The sequence below is a fragment of the Variovorax beijingensis genome (genome assembly GCF_007828835.1).
GTDB lineage: Bacteria > Pseudomonadota > Gammaproteobacteria > Burkholderiales > Burkholderiaceae_C > Variovorax > Variovorax beijingensis_A.
In genome coordinates this window covers 780,798-798,829 of the sequence record NZ_VIVL01000001.1, presented here as the reverse complement: position 1 = coordinate 798,829, position 18,032 = coordinate 780,798, and the positions used below count along the sequence as shown (strand labels likewise).

The 18,032-nt window shown below is 70.2% G+C and carries 18 protein-coding genes; 10 read left to right on the top strand and 8 right to left on the bottom strand.

Annotation, left to right across the window (positions count from 1 at the left end; genetic code table 11):
* The first annotated feature begins 7 nt into the window (after positions 1-7).
* Complete coding sequence (locus tag FB547_RS03900; protein ID WP_145739790.1) at positions 8-916, top strand: NAD(P)-dependent oxidoreductase; 909 nt, start codon at positions 8-10, stop codon at positions 914-916.
* A 49-nt stretch (positions 917-965) separates the two neighbouring features.
* On the opposite strand, the gene FB547_RS03895 is transcribed toward FB547_RS03900, so the two are convergent.
* The 3 genes from FB547_RS03895 to FB547_RS03885 all read right to left on the bottom strand — a co-directional run bounded on the left by FB547_RS03895 (position 966) and on the right by FB547_RS03885 (position 2,811).
* Complete coding sequence (locus FB547_RS03895; protein ID WP_145739788.1) at positions 966-1,724, bottom strand: BON domain-containing protein; 759 nt, start codon at positions 1,722-1,724, stop codon at positions 966-968.
* Positions 1,721-2,365, bottom strand: a complete 645-nt coding sequence (locus tag FB547_RS03890; protein WP_145739786.1) for an SIS domain-containing protein — start codon at positions 2,363-2,365, stop codon at positions 1,721-1,723. The genes FB547_RS03895 and FB547_RS03890 overlap by 4 nt, the downstream gene beginning before the upstream one ends.
* Positions 2,366-2,439: 74 nt before the next feature.
* On the bottom strand, positions 2,440-2,811 hold the full coding sequence (locus tag FB547_RS03885) for a YraN family protein (protein WP_145739784.1): 372 nt from the start codon (positions 2,809-2,811) through the stop codon (positions 2,440-2,442).
* Positions 2,812-2,855: 44 nt separating this feature from the next.
* On the opposite strand from FB547_RS03885, the gene rsmI reads away from it, so the two are divergent.
* The gene (rsmI, locus tag FB547_RS03880; RefSeq protein ID WP_145739782.1) at positions 2,856-3,806 is read left to right on the top strand and encodes a 16S rRNA (cytidine(1402)-2'-O)-methyltransferase; all 951 of its coding nucleotides are present in this window, start codon (positions 2,856-2,858) and stop codon (positions 3,804-3,806) included.
* A gap of 15 nt (positions 3,807-3,821) precedes the next feature.
* On the opposite strand, the gene FB547_RS03875 is transcribed toward rsmI, so the two are convergent.
* Positions 3,822-4,661, bottom strand: a complete 840-nt coding sequence (locus tag FB547_RS03875) for an IclR family transcriptional regulator (protein WP_145739780.1) — start codon at positions 4,659-4,661, stop codon at positions 3,822-3,824.
* 100 nt (positions 4,662-4,761) lie between these two features.
* On the opposite strand from FB547_RS03875, the gene FB547_RS03870 reads away from it, so the two are divergent.
* The 3 genes from FB547_RS03870 to FB547_RS03860 are packed head-to-tail and all read left to right on the top strand — an operon-like array spanning position 4,762 to position 8,101.
* On the top strand, positions 4,762-5,751 hold the full coding sequence (locus FB547_RS03870; protein WP_145739778.1) for a tripartite tricarboxylate transporter substrate binding protein: 990 nt from the start codon (positions 4,762-4,764) through the stop codon (positions 5,749-5,751).
* 35 nt (positions 5,752-5,786) lie between these two features.
* Entirely contained in the window at positions 5,787-7,301 is a 1,515-nt protein-coding gene (locus FB547_RS03865) for a class I adenylate-forming enzyme family protein (RefSeq protein ID WP_145739776.1), read from the top strand.
* A gap of 17 nt (positions 7,302-7,318) precedes the next feature.
* On the top strand, positions 7,319-8,101 hold the full coding sequence (locus FB547_RS03860) for a citryl-CoA lyase (protein WP_145739775.1): 783 nt from the start codon (positions 7,319-7,321) through the stop codon (positions 8,099-8,101).
* Between the two features lie 30 nt (positions 8,102-8,131).
* Here the strand turns inward: FB547_RS03860 and FB547_RS03855 are convergent, their stop codons facing one another.
* On the bottom strand, positions 8,132-8,860 hold the full coding sequence (locus FB547_RS03855; RefSeq protein WP_145739773.1) for a glutathione S-transferase: 729 nt from the start codon (positions 8,858-8,860) through the stop codon (positions 8,132-8,134).
* A 54-nt stretch (positions 8,861-8,914) separates the two neighbouring features.
* Complete coding sequence (locus tag FB547_RS03850; RefSeq protein WP_145739772.1) at positions 8,915-9,547, bottom strand: FMN-dependent NADH-azoreductase; 633 nt, start codon at positions 9,545-9,547, stop codon at positions 8,915-8,917.
* A 104-nt stretch (positions 9,548-9,651) separates the two neighbouring features.
* Here FB547_RS03850 and FB547_RS03845 point away from each other — a divergent pair, with 104 nt between their 5' ends.
* The 3 genes from FB547_RS03845 to FB547_RS03835 all read left to right on the top strand — a co-directional run bounded on the left by FB547_RS03845 (position 9,652) and on the right by FB547_RS03835 (position 12,788).
* Positions 9,652-10,539 carry a LysR family transcriptional regulator gene (locus FB547_RS03845; protein WP_145739770.1) on the top strand — a complete coding sequence of 296 codons (888 nt, stop codon included), beginning with the start codon at positions 9,652-9,654 and terminating at the stop codon, positions 10,537-10,539.
* 240 nt (positions 10,540-10,779) lie between these two features.
* On the top strand, positions 10,780-11,790 hold the full coding sequence (locus FB547_RS03840; RefSeq protein ID WP_222431233.1) for an ABC transporter substrate-binding protein: 1,011 nt from the start codon (positions 10,780-10,782) through the stop codon (positions 11,788-11,790).
* Entirely contained in the window at positions 11,787-12,788 is a 1,002-nt protein-coding gene (locus FB547_RS03835; RefSeq protein WP_145739768.1) for an isopenicillin N synthase family dioxygenase, read from the top strand. Before FB547_RS03840 ends, FB547_RS03835 begins: the two co-directional genes overlap by 4 nt.
* Before the next feature lie 42 nt (positions 12,789-12,830).
* On the opposite strand, the gene FB547_RS03830 is transcribed toward FB547_RS03835, so the two are convergent.
* Complete coding sequence (locus FB547_RS03830) at positions 12,831-13,829, bottom strand: Bug family tripartite tricarboxylate transporter substrate binding protein (RefSeq protein WP_145739766.1); 999 nt, start codon at positions 13,827-13,829, stop codon at positions 12,831-12,833.
* 17 nt (positions 13,830-13,846) lie between these two features.
* Entirely contained in the window at positions 13,847-15,016 is a 1,170-nt protein-coding gene (locus FB547_RS03825) for a M20 family metallopeptidase (protein ID WP_145739764.1), read from the bottom strand.
* 102 nt (positions 15,017-15,118) lie between these two features.
* On the opposite strand from FB547_RS03825, the gene FB547_RS03820 reads away from it, so the two are divergent.
* Complete coding sequence (locus tag FB547_RS03820) at positions 15,119-16,057, top strand: MurR/RpiR family transcriptional regulator (protein ID WP_145739762.1); 939 nt, start codon at positions 15,119-15,121, stop codon at positions 16,055-16,057.
* Positions 16,058-16,340: 283 nt separating this feature from the next.
* Positions 16,341-18,023 carry a ShlB/FhaC/HecB family hemolysin secretion/activation protein gene (locus FB547_RS03815; RefSeq protein ID WP_261380207.1) on the top strand — a complete coding sequence of 561 codons (1,683 nt, stop codon included), beginning with the start codon at positions 16,341-16,343 and terminating at the stop codon, positions 18,021-18,023.
* The last annotated feature ends 9 nt before the right edge of the window (positions 18,024-18,032 follow it).

The window sequence follows — 18,032 nt, the reverse complement described above, 5'->3', positions numbered from 1 at the left end:
CTCGCCCATGAGCAGCATCAACCCCCGAACCTACGAATCCATCCCCTCCCAGACGGTGGCCTTCCTGGGCCTTGGCGTCATGGGCGGTCCGATGGCCGGGCACCTGGCCAAGGCCGGCCACAAGGTCACGGTCTACAACCGCACACCGGCCAAGGCCGAGGCCTGGGTCGCCGAATTCGGCGCGCCCGGCCGCCATGCCGCCACCCCGCGCGAAGCGGCCGCGGGCGCCGACATCGTCTTCAGCTGCGTGGGCAACGACGACGACCTGCGCGCCGTGGTGCTGGGGCCCAACGGCGCCTTCGCGGGCATGAAGAAGGGCAGCGTGCTGGTCGACCACACCACCGCCTCGGCCGACGTGGCGCGCGAACTCGCGAACGCGGCGGCAGCAGCCGGGCTGCAGTTCATCGACGCGCCGGTGTCCGGCGGCCAGGCCGGTGCGCAGAACGGAGCGCTCACCGTGATGTGCGGCGGCGACAAGGCGAGCTTCGAACGCGTCAAGCCGGTGATGGACGCCTTCGCGCGCGCCGTCACGCTGCTGGGCGCAAGCGGCGCCGGCCAGCTGGCAAAAATGGTGAACCAGATCGCCATCGCGGGCCTGGTGCAGGGCCTCTCCGAAGCCATTGCCTTCGGCCAGCGCGCCGGCCTCGACATGAAGCTGGTGCTCGAGGTGATCGGCAAGGGCGCCGCCCAGAGCTGGCAGATGGACAACCGCGGCAAGACCATGATCGACGGCAAGTTCGACTACGGCTTTGCCGTCGACTGGATGCGCAAGGACCTGGGCCTGGTGCTCGACGAGGCCAAGCGCAACGGCGCACGCCTGCCCGTGACGGCGCTGGTCGACCAGTTCTATGCCGACGTGCAGCAGGCCGGCGGCCGGCGCTGGGACACGTCGAGCCTGATCATCCGGCTCAAGTAAAAAAAGAAAAAGCCCGCGCAAGCGGGCTTTGTTTTTTTGCCGTAGCGGATCAGCGCACCGGCGTGGTCGTCGCGCCGCCGGGCTGGGCCGGCGGCAGCGGCTCCATCGGCGGCAGCGGCACGCGCGACGATGAAGAAGATCCGGGCGCCGAAGACGGTGCCGGCGGCGGCGATCCGGTGCCGCCGCGCTGCGCCTGGCTGGCCAGCTCGGCCTCGCTCACCACCTCGACCACGCGCACCACCTTCTGCACGCCCGAGATGCCGCGTGCGATTTCGGTCGCGCGGTCGGTCTCGCGGCGCGTCGCGATGCCCATCAGGTAGACCACGCCGCGCTCGGTCACCACCTTGAACGAATTGGCGAAGATGTCCTTGGCGTCGAGCAGCGAGGCCTTGACCTTGCCGCTGATGAACAGGTCGTTGGAGCGTTCCTGGAAAGTGCTGGACTGGCCGACGGTGAGCTCGTTGACCACCGAGCGCACGTTGTCCACGCGCTGCACCACGTCCTCGACGCGGCGACGGTCGGCATCGCTGCCCACGGCGCCGGTCAGCAGCACCTGGCGGTTGTAGCTGGTGACGCTCACGTACATGTTGTCGTTGGCGATCTCGCGCACGCGCGCGGCCGCGCGCAGCTCGATGCCCTGGTCGTCGAGCTGGGCGCCGGAGCTGCGGCGGTCGGTCGCCACCATGCCCACGCCCACCGCGGCGGCCCCTCCGACCACGAGCGGCACGCAGGCCGAAAGCCCGGCAACCAGAACGGTTCCCGAGGCAAGTGCAATGGCGAAGCGCTGGAACGGTGTCGTTGTCGTCATGTGGAAGCTTCCTGTTCTCCGAGTAGCTGGGCATCCACGCCGTCGCACAGGCAGTGCAGTGCGAGCAGGTGGACTTCGTGGATACGCGCCGCACGTTCGTGCGACACGCCGATCTGGACATCCGTTTCGCGCAGCGCGCGGCCGATGGCGCCGCCGGTGCCGCTGCTGCCCGCGCCGGGCGATGCCGGCTGGCCGGCACTGGCGTTGCCCAGCAGCGCGACCACCGTCATGTCGCGCTCGTGCGCGGCCAGCACCGCGGCCAGCACGGCCGCCGACTGCCCGCTGGCGCTGAGCGCCAGCAGCACGTCGCCGGCCTGGCCGAGCGCGCGCACCTGGCGGGCGAAGCGGTCGGCATCGACGGCGGCGGCGCTGTCGGCCGCCGGGTCGTTGGGGTCGCCGGGCAGCGCGATGGCGCCCAGCTCGGGGCGCTCGCGCTCGAAGCGGCCGACGAAGTGCGCCGCGAACTGCGCCGCCAGCAGGCCCGAGACGCCCGCACCGCAGGCCAGCACCTTGCCGCCGCTGGTCACGCACGCAAGGATCGCCTGCATGGCCTGCGAAATGGGTTTGCTGAGGATGGGGCCGGCCTGGTACTTGAGGTCGGCGCTGTCGATGAAGTGTTGCTGAATCCGTTGCTCGAGCATGGGGCGCGATGATACCGGGGGGCGTTGAAACAAGACGTTTGCGTTCGATGTGGAGTGGAGCGCGCGGCGCGGCTTCAGTTCCCGCCCGCGTCGAACGCGCCCTGCAGCCAGGTGATGCGCTCCTCGACTAGCACCACGTCGAAACGGCACGGCGGCAGCGTGCGCAGGCCGTTCAGGTAGTGGCGCGCCGCGAACACGATGCGCCGCTGCTTGAGACCCGTGATGCTGCCGCCGGCGCCGCCGTGCGTGCCCGTGCTGCGCTGGCGCACTTCCACGAACACCAGCGTGGCGTCGCGCGGATCGCGCATGATCAGGTCGATCTCGCCGCCGCCGCGCCCGGGCGTTCGATAATTGCGCGCTACCAGCGCCAGGCCGGCGCATTGGAGGTGGTCGAGCGCGGCGTCTTCCGCCGCATCGCCGCGATGCTTGGTCGTGATGGTCTTCATGCTGGCTCCCTGCCGGCTTCTTTTTGTTCCTACGGAGAAACCCCTTGGCTTCACTAGTACCCGCTGCCTTCGGCGCCGCCCTCGCAGCCGCGCGCGACGCCGCGGGTGGGCAGCATTATCCGCAGGGTACGCTGTATGTGGTGGCCACGCCCATCGGCAACCTGGCCGACATCACGCTGCGCGCGCTGCACGTGCTGCAGCTGGTCGACGCCGTCGCCTGCGAGGACACGCGCCACACGCAGAGCCTGCTGCGCGCCTACGGCATCGACCGGCCGAATGCCCAGCTGCTGGCCGTGCACCAGCACAACGAGGCCGAGGCCGCGCAGGCCGTGGCCGCGCGGCTCGCGCAGGGCGAGCGCATCGCCTACGTGAGCGACGCCGGCACGCCGGGCGTGAGCGACCCGGGCGCGCGGCTGGTCGCGGCCGTGCGCGCTGCCGGCCTGCGCGTGCTGCCGCTGCCGGGGGCGAGCAGCGTCACCACGCTGGTCGGCGCCGCCGGCCTCGTGGCGGCGGGCGACGAGAGCAGCGCCTTCGTGTTCGCGGGCTTCCTGCCGACCAAGGCCGGCGAGCGCGACGCGGCCGTGCAGGCGCTCGCGCAGGAGCGGCGCGCGGTGGTGCTGCTGGAAGCGCCGCACCGCATCGAGGCCGTGGCGCGCGCACTTGCGACGCTGGGCGAGCGCCGCCTCACCGTCGGCCGCGAGCTCACCAAGCAGTTCGAGGAGATCGCGACCGTCGCCGCCGCCGGGCTGCCGGCCTGGTTTGCGGCCGGCCGCGACCGCACGCGCGGCGAATTCGCGCTGGTGCTGCACCCGCTGGCCGCGGCCGCCGACGACGGCAGCGCCGAAGGCGAACGCGTGCTGCGCCTGCTGCTGGCCGAGCTGCCCGTGAAGACCGCGGTGCGGCTTGCGGCCGAGATCAGCGGCGCACCGCGCAATGCGCTGTATGACGCGGCGCTGCGCATTCGCAATAACGACGAAGACGAGAGCGGCGCGTAGCCGCACCCTGCAGACCTACAGCCCGCCCGGCAGCAGCGCGGCCAGCGCCTCGCGCATCCAGCGCGCGATCAACTGCTGGCGCTCGCGCGGCATGCGGTCCAGCGTCGACGCCACGCTGATCGCGGCCACCGGCTCGCCTTCGCTGCTGCGCACCGCCATCCCCACGGCCAGCACCCCATCGGTCGCATGGTTGCCGATGACCGACCAGCCGCGCTCGCGTGTCGCGCGCACCAGCAGCGCCATGCGCTCGGCCGTCATGCCGCCGTAGCGTCCGAGGACGGGGGCATTGGCGGCAATGGCGGATGCCATCTCGTCGTCCGGCAACGCCGACAGCAGCGCCAGGCCCGCCGCGCCCACGCCGAGCGGCTGGCGCGTGCCCACCTGGATCACCAGGATCTGTACCGGATGCGTGCCCACATGGCGCGCGATGCAGTGCGATGCCGGGCCTTCGCGCACGATGGCGAAAGCCGCATCGCCGCAGGCCGCGCTCACGCGTTCGAGCACCGGACGCAGGCGCACCGCCATGTTGGGCATGCCGGCGGGCTGCGCCATGGCCGCGAGCCGCGGCCCCGCCACGTAGCGAAAGCGCCCGCGCTGCGCGGCATAGCCGCTCTCCACCAGCGTGGCCAGCAGGCGGTGGACCGTGGCGCGCTCCAGTCCCGCCGCGCGGCACAGGTCCACCACGCGCAGGCCTTCGCGGCCGCTCGCCAGCACCGCGTCCAGCAACTGCAGGCCGCGCCGCAGCGTGCGGCTGCCGGCGTCGTCGCCGGGCTCGGCAGCGGGTGCCTGGGCGGCCGCGGCACGGGTTGAAACGTCCGGCTGATGGACGTTCTTGTTCGCGGTTCGGGAGGGCATACGAAAGAATTTCTCGGTCGACGGAGCCATTGCGCAGTGTGCCGCAGCACGGCAGGACACGGCCCGCGACAGGCATTGCATACCCAACTGGAGACAAGAAGTGACCTCGTATTCCGCACCTCGCCGGCATGGGCTGGCGTTCGCCGCCGCCCTCGCCTGCTGCGCCGCGCTGCCCCTGCAGGCGCAGCCCGCCGCCTGGCCGTCCAAGCCCGTGAAGCTGGTGGTCGGCTACGCCGCCGGCGGCGCCACCGACGTGATCGCGCGCCTCGTCGCCGTCAAGCTGGGCGAGCAGCTCGGCCAGCCCATGCTGGTGGACAACCGCACGGGCGCCAACAGCAACGTGGGCGCCGAGTACGTGGCCCGCGCGCCGGCCGACGGCTACACGCTCTACGTCTACACCATCGCGAACACCATCAACGCCTCGCTCTACGGCAAGCTGGGCTACGACCCGGTCAAGGACTTCGAGCCCATCGGCCTGATCGCCAAGATTCCCAACATCCTCGTGGTGAATCCGTCGCTGCCCGTGAAGAGCGTGTCCGACTACGTGCGCTTCGCCAAGGAGTCGAAGGAGGGCATCACCTTTGCCTCGTCCGGCAGCGGCTCGTCCATCCACCTGTCGGGCGAGATGTTCAAGATGCAGGCGAAGCTCAACATGCTGCACGTGCCCTACCGCGGCAGCGCGCCCGCGGTCACCGACCTGCTCGGCGGCCAGGTGCAGTCGATGTTCGACAACACGCCCTCGGCCCTTCCGCATGTGCAGGGCGGGCGCCTGCGCGCCATCGCGATCACCAGCGCCCGGCGCTCGCCGCTGCTGCCCGACGTGCCCACGCTGGCCGAGTCGGGCTATCCGGGCTTCGACGTGCAGTCTTGGTTCGGCCTGGCGGCCCCCGCTGGCACGCCGCGCCCCGTGATCGATCGCCTGAATGCCGCGCTCGGCAAGGTGCTGGCCGCACCCGAGGTGCGGCAGCGCCTGCAGGACCTGGCCGCATCGCCCGAAGCCGGCACGCCCGAGCAGATGCGCAGCTTTGCCGCGGCCGAGATCAAGCGCTGGCGCGAAGTGGTGAAGGAGTCCGGCGCCAAGGCCGAATGACGACGACAAGAAAGCCCACAGGAGCACACCGACCCATGTTTCCGATCGACTTCTTCTGGCGCGCCGCGGCGCGCTGGCCCGACAACATCGCCATCGACGCCCCCGAGGGCACCCTCCGCTACGAGGCGCTGGCCGCCCAGGTGGCGGCGCTGGCGGCCGCGCTGGTCGCGCTCGACCCCGCGCCGCAAAGCCGCGTGGCCATCTGCGCGAAGAACAGCGCGGAGCACATCGCCGCGCTGCTCGCGGTGCTGGCCTGCGGCAAGGTCTGGGTGCCGCTGAATCCGCAGAGCACGCGGCCCGAGATCCGCCGCATCGTCGATGCCACCGAGCCGTCGATCCTCGTGCTCGACGGTGCCTGCGCCGGGCTGCTCGACGGCGCGCCCGGCACGCGCATCCACACCGGCACGGCGCCGCAGCATGAAGCCACCATCGCGGCGCTGGTGGCCCGGCATGCGGGCGCGCCGCGCCCATCATTCGCGCTGCCGCTGGACGCCACGCAGGCGATCAAGTTCACCGGCGGCACCACCGGCGCGCCCAAGGGCGTGATGCAGCCGTACCGCGCATGGCTCGCCAACATCGCCAACCAGATCCACGCCTGGGGCTTCGACGCGCACGAGCGCTACGTCGTGGCGGCGCCGATCACGCACGGCACCTCGACCTACGTGCTGCCCATCCTCGCGCAGGGCGGCTGCCACGTGGTGCTGCCCGCGGCCGGCGCCGAGGCCGTGCGCACGGCCTTCCGCGAGCGCGGCGGCACGGCATGCTTCATGCCGCCCACGCTGGTCTACATGCTGATGGCGCTGCCGGGCGCGTCGCGCGCCGACTTCCCGCACCTGCGCCGGCTGATCTACGGCGGCGCGCCGATGCCCTCCGAAAAGATCCGCGAGGTGCGCGAATTCTTCGGCCCGGTGCTGGGCACCACCTATGGCCAGACCGAGGCGCCCCAGATCCTCACCGTGATGCTTCCCGCGGACTTCGAGGACGAGCGCAACTGGGCCGCCGTGGGCCGCACCGCCTGGTTCAGCGACGTGGCCATCATGGCGCCGGACGGACGGCTGCTGCCCGCTGGCGAAGTGGGCGAAGTGGTGGCGCGCGGCGACCTGCTGATGACCGGCTACTGGCGCCTGCCCGAGAAGACCGCCGAGACGCTGGTGGACGGCTGGCTGCACACCGGCGACCGGGGCCTGATCGACGAGCGCGGCTACCTCTACCTGAAGGACCGCCTGAAGGACATGGTCATCACGGGCGGCTTCAACGTGTACCCGGTGGACGTGGAGAACGCGCTGGGCCAGCACCCGGCGGTACACGAGTGCGCCGTGTTCGGCATTCCCGACGACAAATGGGGCGAGGCGGTGCAGGCCGCCGTGCAGCTGCGCCCGGGCCGCCGCGCCACCGAGGCCGAGCTGATCGCCTTCGTGCGCGAGCGCCTCGGCCCGGTACAGACACCCAAGCACATCCATTTCCACGAGGCCCTGCCGCGCTCACCCGTGGGCAAGGTGCTCAAGAGCGCCGTGCGCGAACTCGCCATGGCCACCGCCGCCGCTTCCTGAATGAAAGAAACCACGCCATGACTTCCACCTCCAAAACGCCCGTCACCCGCCTGTGCACCCACACGCTCACCAGCCTGCACTACCGCGATGCCGACCTGGTCGAAGACCTGCTCGGCAAGAAAACCTTCACCGAGGTGATGCTGATGCAGATCCTGAACCGCACGCCGCGCGGCGTGGACCTGCGCATCACCGATGCGGTGCTGGTGGTGCTGATGGAGCACGGCCTCACGCCCAGCGCCATTGCCACGCGCCTGATCTACATGAGCGCGCCCGAGAACCTGCAGGGCGCCGTCTCGGCCGGGCTGCTGGCCGTGGGCAGTTCGTTCGTGGGCACCATGGAGAACTGCTCCGGCCTGCTCGACCGCATCGGCGCCGCCGCCGACCCGGATGCAGAGGCGATGGAGATCGCGCGCCACTACAAGGGCCTGAAGAGCCCGGTGCCCGGCTTCGGCCACCACCTGCACAAGCCGGTGGACCCGCGCGCCTACAAGCTGCTCGACATGGCGCGCGCCGAGCCCGAGTTGGCCGGCGACAAGCTGCGGGCGCTGGAGCGCCTCTCCGCCGCGGTGGATGCCGTGGCCGGACGCCCCATCACCATCAACGCGACCGGCGCGGTGGCCGCGCTGCTCGGCGAGATCGGCGTGCCCACCGGGGTGATGCGCGGCTTCGCCGTGATCTCGCGCGCCGCCGGGCTGGTGGCGCACATCGTCGAGGAGCAGCAAAGCCCCTCGGGCCGCTTCATCTGGGACACCGTCGAGCATGCGATTCCGTTCGCCGGCGCGAGCGTCAAGCCTGCATGAGCCCTTGGCCGGCCCGCCGATGCGCGGGCCTCAGGCATCCAGCTCCGCATAGCGCCTGAAGATCCCGTCCTCGTTGAACGCGATGCGGCGCGGGCTTTGCAGGTAGTCGTGCACGCGCTGGCGGCGCTTGACGTTGTCGTGCAGTTTCTCGACCGCCGGCGTGGCAGCCAGCGCGCGGGCCGCGGCTTTCGGGAACGCATAGCGCAGGCCTTCGACCAGCTGGAACAGCGACAGGTCGGCGTAGGTCAGCACGTCGCCCACGAGGTGCAACGATCCCGCGGGGTTGCGCCGCAGCACGCGCTCGAACCAGTTCAGGAACTTGGGAATCCGCTCTTCGCGGAAGGCCCGCGCGCGCTGCACGGCTGCATCGCGCTGGTCCTCGTAGTAGGCGCCGGTGGAAATCGGATGGTGCGTGTCGTGCGCCTCCGCCACCACGTCGGCAATGGTGAGCTGCAGCTGGTGCGTCCAGAGGCCGTCGGATTCGCCGACGCCCGCGAGGCCGAGCCGCGGCCCGAGGTACAGCAGGATGGCCGCGGTCTGCCCCACGACGATGTCGCCATCGATCAGGAACGGCGGCGCGAAGGACGGGCGGACGATGTCCGGGTCGTCGAGCCGGTCGCCCAGTGCGGACTCGCCGCCGCCTTTCGATTCGGGCAGCCGCGCCACGTCGACATAGTCCGCACCGGCCGCCTCGAGCGCGAGCCGCACGAATTCCCCGCGGCCCTGGATGGTGGGCCAGTAGTGAAGTTGGTATGTCATGCGGCCATGGTGTCAGGCTCCGCATGCCCCTGCAACCGCCCCGCTCTTAGGCCCTCAGAGCCCCTCGGCGAGCTCCACCGCGCGGCGCTTCGCGCCGGCCCTTGCGCCGGCATCCACCTCCGGGCCCATCAACGTCTTCTCGACCACCACCGAGCGCACCTCCTGCACGCCGATGAAGCGCAGCCAGGTCTCGATGTAGGGCAGCTGGAAGTCGAGCGCGTGCGCGGAGCCGTCCTTTCCCAGCGGGTAGTCCAGCCCCCTTGCGCACACCACCGTCGCCCGCCGGGTCTGCAGCATGCCGGACAGGCCCGAGGCGTCGAAGCGGAACAGCACGTCCTTGTGCGACACCACGTCGATCAGGTGCTTCAGCTTGTAGGGAATGCCAAAGTTCCACAGCGGCATCGCCAGCACGATGTGGTCCGCCGCGTGAAAAGGCGCGGCAATGCGCCGCACCTCGTCCCAGGCCGTCTGCTGAGCGGCGGTGAGCGACACGCCGTTGATGCCGGCGTACTTGGCATCGAGCATGTCCTGCGACAGCTCGGGTAGCTGCATGGTCCAGGGGTTCAGCGTGGTGACATGGCAGGCCGGGTGGATGCGCCTCACTTCGTCGATGAAGGCGCCGGCCACCTCGATGCTGGCGGAGCGCGTGGTGCGGGGCGAGGTCTCGATGTAGAGCAGTTCTTTCATGGCGTGCGGGGGTGAGTGGTTCGGAATGCCAAGGCTAGGCAGCGCAGACCCTGCACACAAGCAACATAATTTGCAGCCATTCAGAACCAATTTCACTGAAACCCATGCTCGACTCCCAGCAGCTGCGCGCCTTCGTCTCGGTGGCCGACCATGGCAGCGTGACCCGCGCGGCCGAAGCCATGCACCTGACGCAATCGGCAGTGAGCGCGCAGATCCGGCGGCTCGAGGAACAGCTGGGCTGCCGCGTCTTCGACCGCACCACGCGGTCGCTGGAACTCACGGCCCAGGGCAGCGTGCTCCTGAGCTATGCCAGGAGCATCCTCAACCTGCAGCAGCAGGCGGTCTCCAGGCTTGCGGCGCCCCGGCGTGCGCCGACCACGCTGCGCCTCGGGTGCTCGGAGGGCTTTCCCAGCGAATGGCTGTTTGCCGCGCTCGCGGGCTTTCGCCAGCGCAGGCCCGACGTGCATGTGGAAATCACCTGCGGCATCAGCACGGCGCTGGCCAAGCAGGTGCGGCAGCGCTCGCTGGACCTGATGGTCGGCACGGTCTGCGACGCCGGCAGCGACACCGAAACGCTCTGGATGGAGCCGCTGGTGTGGGCCTTTTCGGAAAGGGCGCTGCTCGACCCTGATGCGCCCGCCCCGCTGGCTTTTCTCTCGGAGCCCTGCCCGTTCCGCGAAGCCGCGCTCGCCTCGCTGGCCGGACACGGAACAACCCACTGGCAGATCGTGCTGACCGCGCACGGCTCCGGCCCGTTGATGGCCGCCGCGGCCGCCGGCCTGGCCATCACCGTGCTGACGCCGTCGGGCATGCCGCCCCTGCTGCGTTCCATTCCGCCGGGCAGCTTCCTGCCGCCGCTGCCGCCTGCCCGCTTCGTGATCCAGCAGGCCGAAGGCAGCGCGGCGCCGGAGCCGCTGGCGGCGCTGGTCGATGAGGTGCGCGAGGCCTGCTTCCGCTGGCGCGGGGCGCATGCCTTGCCGCCCCGGTCCTGACCCATCTGCAGGCCACTCGCTGGCACAGATTCTGCTCGCCACGCCAACGCGGAGTAGAAGCGGTCAGCAGATGCACCATCTGCGGGACATTGCTCCGGATGACATCCAGGCAAGCCTCGCTTTGCTTCGTGCGTTTCATCCGCTCCGCCGGCATCACCGGTGCCTTCAGCGGACGAGCTTCGCATGGTGGCGATGCACCCCTGGATATTTCCAAGGCAACGCATCCACAGGGACGAACGCATGAAACTCTTCACCACTGGCCGCGCCACACTGCTGCGGCGCTGGAGCCTCCCCTTGTCGCTGATCGCGGCCATCGCTGCGCCCGCGCACGGCGCCGACAAGCTCCGGTTCGGCTTGAACTGGTATCCGCAGGCCGAGCATTGCGGCTGGTTCCAGGCGCAAGCCGCCGGGCTGTACAAGAAGGCCGGGCTGGAAGTGGAACTGATCGGCGGCAGCCCCGACCGGAACGTGCCGCTGCTGGTGGCCGCGGGCGAGCTGGACCTTGGCATGGGTTCGAGCTTCACCACGCTCAACATGGCGGCGCGCGGCATTCCCGCGCGCACCATCGCCGCCTTCCTGCAGAAGGATCCGCAGACGCTGGTCGCGCACGCCGACCAGGGCGTGAAGACGCTGGCCGACCTGAAGGGCCGGCCGATCATGGTCGCCAAGTTCTCGCAGGCGGAGTTCTGGGCTTTCCTCAAGCAGAAGCACGGCTTCAGCGACAGCCAGCTGCGCCCCTACGCGTATTCCCCGGCGCCGTTCCTGGCGGATGCCAAGGCGGTTCAGCAGGGCTACATCACGGAAGACGCCCAGCTGCTTGGCAAGGCGCTGCCGAAGCCGCCGGTCTCCATCCTGCTGGCCGACTACGGCTACGAGAACTACGCATCGACGATCTTCGCGATGGACCGCTACATTGCCGCGAACGAGAAGGCGGTTGCCGCGTTCGTCGAGGCAACCCGGGCCGGGTGGCAGCAATGCATCGATGGCGACTACGCCCCCGCCCTGAACGCCGTGGTTGCCGCGGACCCGAAGCACGACGTCGCGCTCTTCCACTTCAAGATGAAGCAGATGAAGGAGCTGGCCATGGTGAAGCATGGCGATGCGCTGCAGTCCGGTGCCGGCGCCATGTCGGATGCACGCTGGAAACGCTTCTTCGACACCATGTCGGCGGCCGGCATCTACCCTGCGACCCTCGACTACAAGGCCGCCTACACGCTTCGGTTCAGCAACGCCAAGGCGGCCTGGCAATGACACAGCAAGCCAGGCACGGCACCGCGTCGGTGCCGCTGATCGACATGGCGCCGTTCATGCGCGGGGATGCCGCCACGCGGCGCGACACCGCCCGGCAGTTTGGCAGGGCCTTCGAGGAGACCGGCTTCGCGGCCATCGTCAACCATGGCGTCTCCGCGCGCCTGGCGGACGATGTCTGCGCGCAGGCCAAGGCCTTCTTCGCCTTGCCGCTCGACCACAAGTCGCAACTGATGCCGCCCGAGAAGGTCAAGGGCCGCGGCTACCTGCCGATGGGCATCGAAAGCGTGGCGGCAACCCTGGATGGCGAGACGCCGCCGGACCTTTGCGAGGCACTCGTCTTCGCCTCGCTGCAGCGCGAACGCGATGGCCGGGGCCAGCGCAACCTCTGGCCCAGCGAGCCGCCTGGGTTCGAGCAGAACATCAACGCCTGGTTCGACGCCATCCATGGCCTGTGCGGCCGGCTCATGCGCATGTCGGCGCTGGCGCTCGACCTGCCCGAAGACTGGTTCGATGCCTGCTTTAGCGAACCCGCGCTCACGCTGCGCTTCGTCAACTATCCGGACCAGCCGGTCGAGCCGCGGCCGGGGCAGCTGCGCTACGGCGCGCACCACGACTACGGCGGCCTCACCATCCTGCGCCAGGACAACGCGCCGGGCGGGCTGGAGGTCTGCGATCTTCAGGGCCGCTGGCACGACGTGCCGGTGATTGCGGACAGCTTCGTGATCAATGTCGGCGACCTCATGCAGCGCTGGACCAACGGCCGGTGGCGGTCGACGCTGCACCGCGTCAGCAACCCGCCGCGCGACCTGACCGGCTCCACGCAACGGCTGTCGATGGTGGCGTTCACCGGCCCGGAGGAAAGCACGAGCGTCGAATGCCTGCCCTCCTGTTGCGATGCGGCCCATCCGGCCCGCTTCGAGCCGGTGATTGCGGGTGAGTACATCCAGGGCAAACTGCGCTCGTCGATGGAATTGACGGCCCCGGCATCATCGCGCTGACTGCCGCCGCGAACCCGCAGCGGCATCAACAGCGGCGGCTCGCTACTCGGCCGTGATCCCCGCCTTGCGCACCACCTCGCCAAACTTCACGAGGCGCTCGGACATCATCTTCTCGAAGGCGGCGGGCGTCATTTCCTCGGGCGCGATCACGCCGCGGTCCTTCAGGCTGGCCTGCATGGCCGGCGACGCGGCCACCTGGCGCACGGCCTTGTACAGCGTCTGCACGATGGCGTCCGGCGTGCCGCCCGGTGCGGCCAGGCCGGTCCACGAGCTGAGGTTGAGCTGCGGGTAGCCCACTTCGGCCATAGTGGGCACGTCGGGCAGCTGCGGCAGGCGCTGGTCGGCCGCCACCGCCAGCGCGCGCACCTTGCCGGCCTGCACGTGGGGCAGCATGATGACCAGGTTGTCGAGGATGAACTGCACCTCGTTGGACAGCACCGCCGTGATCAGCGGCGAGCCGCCGCGGTAGGGGATGTGGGTGGTGAACACGCCCGTGGCGGCCTTGAGCATCTCCACGTTGAGCTGGCCCATGCTGCCCACGCCGCCGCTGCCGTAGTTGAGCTTGCCGGGGTTCTTCTTCGCGTAGTCGATGAACTCCTTGAAGCTCTTGATGGGCAGGCTCGAATGCACCACCAGCGCATTGGGCTGGCGGCCCAGGATGGCGATGTTCTCGAAATCCTTGATCGGGTCGTAGCCCACCTTGGGCTGCGTGAGCGGGTTGGCCAGGTGGCTGCTCTGCGACGACACCACCAGCGTGTAGCCGTCGGGCTTGGCGCGCGCCACCATCTGCGACGCCACCGAGCCGCCCGCGCCGGCGCGGTTCTCCACCACGATGGGCACGCCCAGCGCGCTCGACAGCGGCTCCGAATACTGGCGCGCCATGATGTCCACCGACCCGCCCGGAGGAAACGGCACCACGAGCGTGATGGGGCGCGAGGGGTACTTGTCGTCGGCGCGCGCCGCCAGCGGGGCGAGGCCCGCAAGGCCAAGGCCCAGGCCGGCGTTGAGGATGTGGCGGCGGGTGGGTTGTGTGGAATGCATGAGTCGGTTCTCGAAAATCAGGGGTGGTCCAGGATGGCCAGCGCCACGGCCTGGGCGCGCGGCACGAAGGTGGCGAGCTCGCAGTACTCGCGCTCGGTGTGCGCATGCCCGCCTACGGGGCCGGTGCCGCACAGCGTGGGCGCGCCCACCGAGGCGGTCAGGCCGCTGTCGGCCGCGCCGCCCGTGAACTCGCCCTGCACCTCGAAGCCCAGCGCCCTGGCGCCGCGCTGGTAGAGCGCCAGCAGCTCGTCGGGCGTGGGCTTCATGGGCATGGTGCGGCGCGTTTCCGTGATGCGCCCCTTGGTGCGCGACACCGACTCTTCCTCGACGATCGCGCGCACCTTCGCGAGCAGTTCGTCCGGATCGGTTTCCGAGGTGAAGCGCATGTCCAGCTCGGCCTTGGCATGCGGCGCCACCATGTTGGGCACGATGCCGCCGTGCACCACGCCCACGTTGGCCGTGACGCCCGTGGCCGGGTCGGTCAGCGCATGCAGCGCGAGGATCTTGCGGGCCAGCGCCTCGATGGCACTGGCGCCCGCCGCGTGGTTGATGCCCGCATGGGCGGCGACGCCCTCGACCTCGAACTCCACCACCATCGAGCCCTTGCGGCTGGTCACGAGATTGCCGCTGACGCGGCCCGGTTCGGCATTGAGCACCGCCCGCGCGCCGCGCGCCCTGGCCATGATGCGGTCGCGCGTGGCGGCCGAGCCGATTTCCTCGTCGCACGAGAAGAACAGCTGCAGCGGCGCCTGGAGCCCGCCGCAGCGTGCGAAGGCCTCGGCCACGAACACGTTCATCACCAGGCCCGACTTCATGTCGGCCACGCCGGGGCCGTAGGCGCGCCCGTCTTCCACGCGGAAGGGCCGGCGCGCCGCGGTGCCCGCCGGGTACACGGTGTCCATGTGCCCCATGAGCAGGATGGGCGCGCCCTCGGCGGGCCCGGGCACCTGGGCATGCAGCAGCACGCCATAGCCCGGCACCGGCTCGAACTGCACGGCCACGCCGGCGGCCTCCAGCCGTTCGCGCAGGGCCGCGGCCACGGCGGTCACGCCGGCTTCGTTGCGGCTGCCGCTGTCGATGTCGACCACTTTCTGCAACAGGTCTTGCATGGCCTGCCCCTGGCCGGCCAGCCAGTCCAGGATGCGGGCCCGCACCTGCGAGCGGCTCTCTTCAAGGGTATCCTGCATCTTTGTCCTTAGGTAAACCCCGCGGCACCGGGGTGAAATTTGGGCCGCAGTGTTGCACGCGTTGCTTGTGTTTGCAATGCTTTTTTCATAAAAGAGACATCAATGAAATCATCATTGCAAGGATCAGCCGGCCTGCTCACCGAGCGCCTGGCCCGCCAGGGCGGCGAGCTCACGGCCAGCGAACGCGCCCTGGCCGAGGCCCTGGGGCGCGACTATCCGCACGCGCTGCTCGAATCCGCCACCGCCCTGGCCGCGCACAACGGCACCAGCGCCTCCACCGTGGTGCGGCTGTTCGCCAAGCTGGGCTATGCGAGCTATGCCGAGGCGCAGCGCGAAGCGCGCGCGGAAGTCACCGCGCTGCTGCAGACCGCCGGCCAGCGCGCCCCCGTGACCATCGGCACGCAGCGCAGCCTGCAGCAGTGCGTGGACGATGCCCTGCTGCACGACCAGCACAACATCAACGCCACCCGCGACGGCCTGGACATGGCGGCATTCGAGGCCATGGCCACGCGCATTGCCAAGGGCAAGGGGCGCCTCTTCGTGCTGGCGCAGATCAACAGCGCGCCCGTGGCCGCCTGGCTGGCCCTGCACCTCAACATGTGCCGCCCCGGCGTGCATGAGCTGGGCGCGGGCGCGGTGGCCGCCACCGACCAGCTGCTGTGGATCCAGCCCGAAGACGCCCTGCTGGCCTTCAGCATCCGCCGCTACGCCAGCGGGCCGGTGAAGGTGGCGCAGCGCTTTCGCGAAGCCGGCGCGCAGGTGCTGGCCATCACCGACAGCCCCGCCGCGCCGCTGGCCGCACTGGCGCATCACCGGGTGCAGGTGCGCACATCGAACGCATCGCCGTTCGATTCCTACACGGCGGCGTTCTTCGTCTGCAATGCGCTGGTGTCGGCGGTGGCGCAGCTGCGGCACGAGGCCGTGCCGCAGGTGCTGGCGCGGCGCGACCAGCTGTGGAAGGACGTGGAGGCCTCGCAGCTCATCGTGGATGAGGCGCCTGTGCGTTCAGTGTCCGCGCGGCGCAAGGCGGGCAAGGGGTAGGCGGGCTCGCCATGGGTGTCGCTTCGAGCGCAGCAGTGCTCGACCGGGACGATCCATTGCCTTTGCGCGCAGGCATCGCGCACCAATCACCGGTTTCCGTGATTCCCAGAATTGCGGCCACATGTAACAGTCCGCGTCCTAACGAAGCTGCCCCGAGGCCCCTCGCAGGGCCTGCATCCCGCACTCGGTGCCGGCCTCGAATCGGACCCGAACCATGCCTCTCGCCCAGCGCCGGCGCCGCCCCTCGCGGCAGACACAGAAAATACATCTTCTGACATTTGTCTTGCTGGCGGCCGCGGCGCAGGCGCAGGCGCAAATCACCCCGGGCGCCCTGGACCGCCAGAACCAGCTCATCGAGCGCCAGCAGCAGGAGTTGCTGCGCCAGGAACAGGAGCGCGCCCTGCCGCAGCGCCCGCCGCCGGGCGGCACCGACCTGAGGACGATCGAGCCGAAGGTGTCGGTGCCGGACCTCGGCGCCCCGTGCCGAGAGATCCGCGAGATCCGCATCGGCGGCGCGAGCCGCCTGCCCGAGGACGTTCGCACCGCCATCACGCGCGACCATGCGGGCCGCTGCCTCGGCACGGCCGAGCTCGAGGCCGTTCTGGCGGCGCTCACCAAGAGCTACATCGACCGCGGCTTCATCACGACGCGCGCCTACCTGCCCGCACAGGACCTGCGCAGCGGCGTGCTCGACATCGCGGTGGTGGAAGGCAGCATCGAGCGCTTCGAGCTGCAGCAGATGGGCCGCAGCGCCAGCGCGGTGTCGATTGCCGGCGCCTTCCCGGCACGCCCCGGCGACCTGCTGAACCTGCGCGACCTGGAGCAGGGCATCGACCAGATCAACAGCCTGTCCTCGAACGAGGCCACGCTCGATGTCCAGCCCGGCAGCCAGCCCGGCCGCAGCGTGGTGGTGGTGCGCAACAAGGCGCGCCTGCCGGTGCACCTGTTCACGACCTACGACAACACAGGCACGCCGGCCACCGGGGAAAGGAGTGCCTCGGCCACCCTGAGCCTGGACGGCCTGCTGGGCCTGAACGAGCTGATCGCGATCACGCGCCGCCAATCGGTGCCGCACGACCGCGAGCACAACGCCGGCATGACGGCGCTGCGCGCCTCGGTGCCCTTCGGCTACAGCAGCTTCAGCCTGGACGCGAGCGAAAGCGACTACACCAACACGCTGGTGCTCCCGAGCGGCAGGAAGCTGGCGTCCGAGGGACGCACCGCCACGCAGAGCCTCGGCGTCGACCACGTGGTGTACCGCGACCAGGCCAGCCGCATATCGATGTCGGCCAGGCTCTCGGTGCAGGACAGCCGCAACTTCCTGGGCGGCGAGTTCCTCTCGGTGAGCAGCCGCAAGCTGAGCACGCTCGACCTCGGCACCGCGGCCTTCACCCAGCTGGGCGGCGGCGTGCTGAACGCACGCCTCGGCTTCGTGCGGGGCCTGGCGATCCTGGGCGCGCTGGAAGACCCGGCGGGGCTCTCCGACAAGCTGCCGCATGCGCAGTTCAGCAAGTTCACGCTCGACCTGGGCTACAGCCGCCGCTTCGACGCCGGCGGCCTGCCGCTCCTGTGGTCGAGCCAGTTCAGCGGGCAGCACAGCCGCGACACGCTCTACGGCTCGCAGCAGATCCTGGTGGGCGGCATCGCCTCGGTGCGCGGCTCGCTGCTCAACACGCTGAGCGGTGACAGCGGCTACTACTGGCGCAACGAGATCGCCCTGCCCTGGCAGACCGTGGCGGGCGGCGAAGCGCTGTCGGGCCGCGTCTACCTCGGCTACGACTTCGGCCGCGTGAGCAACCGCGCGGACGGCGTGCCCTCGGGCTCGATGTCGGGCGCCACGCTCGGCGCCTCGCTGCTGTGGCGCCGGCTCAGCCTGGACGTCTTCGCCTCGCGTGCGCTCCACCTGCCCGCCTCCATGACGCGCGAATCGACGCGCGTCGGGGTGCGCCTGTCCTATTCGCTCTGAACCTGCGCT

Excerpts from the sequence above, each read along its gene's own strand:
- FB547_RS03875 (WP_145739780.1), bottom strand. The coding sequence starts at position 4,661 with ATGCCCTCCCGAACCGCGAACAAGAACGTCCATCAGCCGGACGTTTCA.
- FB547_RS03895 (WP_145739788.1), bottom strand. The coding sequence starts at position 1,724 with ATGACGACAACGACACCGTTCCAGCGCTTCGCCATTGCACTTGCCTCG.
- FB547_RS03900 (WP_145739790.1), top strand. The coding sequence starts at position 8 with ATGAGCAGCATCAACCCCCGAACCTACGAATCCATCCCCTCCCAGACG.
- FB547_RS03885 (WP_145739784.1), bottom strand. The coding sequence starts at position 2,811 with ATGAAGACCATCACGACCAAGCATCGCGGCGATGCGGCGGAAGACGCC.
- FB547_RS03840 (WP_222431233.1), top strand. The coding sequence starts at position 10,780 with ATGAAACTCTTCACCACTGGCCGCGCCACACTGCTGCGGCGCTGGAGC.
- FB547_RS03850 (WP_145739772.1), bottom strand. The coding sequence starts at position 9,547 with ATGAAAGAACTGCTCTACATCGAGACCTCGCCCCGCACCACGCGCTCC.
- FB547_RS03830 (WP_145739766.1), bottom strand. The coding sequence starts at position 13,829 with ATGCATTCCACACAACCCACCCGCCGCCACATCCTCAACGCCGGCCTG.
- FB547_RS03860 (WP_145739775.1), top strand. The coding sequence starts at position 7,319 with ATGACTTCCACCTCCAAAACGCCCGTCACCCGCCTGTGCACCCACACG.
- FB547_RS03835 (WP_145739768.1), top strand. The coding sequence starts at position 11,787 with ATGACACAGCAAGCCAGGCACGGCACCGCGTCGGTGCCGCTGATCGAC.
- FB547_RS03825 (WP_145739764.1), bottom strand. The coding sequence starts at position 15,016 with ATGCAGGATACCCTTGAAGAGAGCCGCTCGCAGGTGCGGGCCCGCATC.
- FB547_RS03890 (WP_145739786.1), bottom strand. The coding sequence starts at position 2,365 with ATGCTCGAGCAACGGATTCAGCAACACTTCATCGACAGCGCCGACCTC.
- FB547_RS03820 (WP_145739762.1), top strand. The coding sequence starts at position 15,119 with ATGAAATCATCATTGCAAGGATCAGCCGGCCTGCTCACCGAGCGCCTG.
- FB547_RS03855 (WP_145739773.1), bottom strand. The coding sequence starts at position 8,860 with ATGACATACCAACTTCACTACTGGCCCACCATCCAGGGCCGCGGGGAA.
- FB547_RS03845 (WP_145739770.1), top strand. The coding sequence starts at position 9,652 with ATGCTCGACTCCCAGCAGCTGCGCGCCTTCGTCTCGGTGGCCGACCAT.
- FB547_RS03865 (WP_145739776.1), top strand. The coding sequence starts at position 5,787 with ATGTTTCCGATCGACTTCTTCTGGCGCGCCGCGGCGCGCTGGCCCGAC.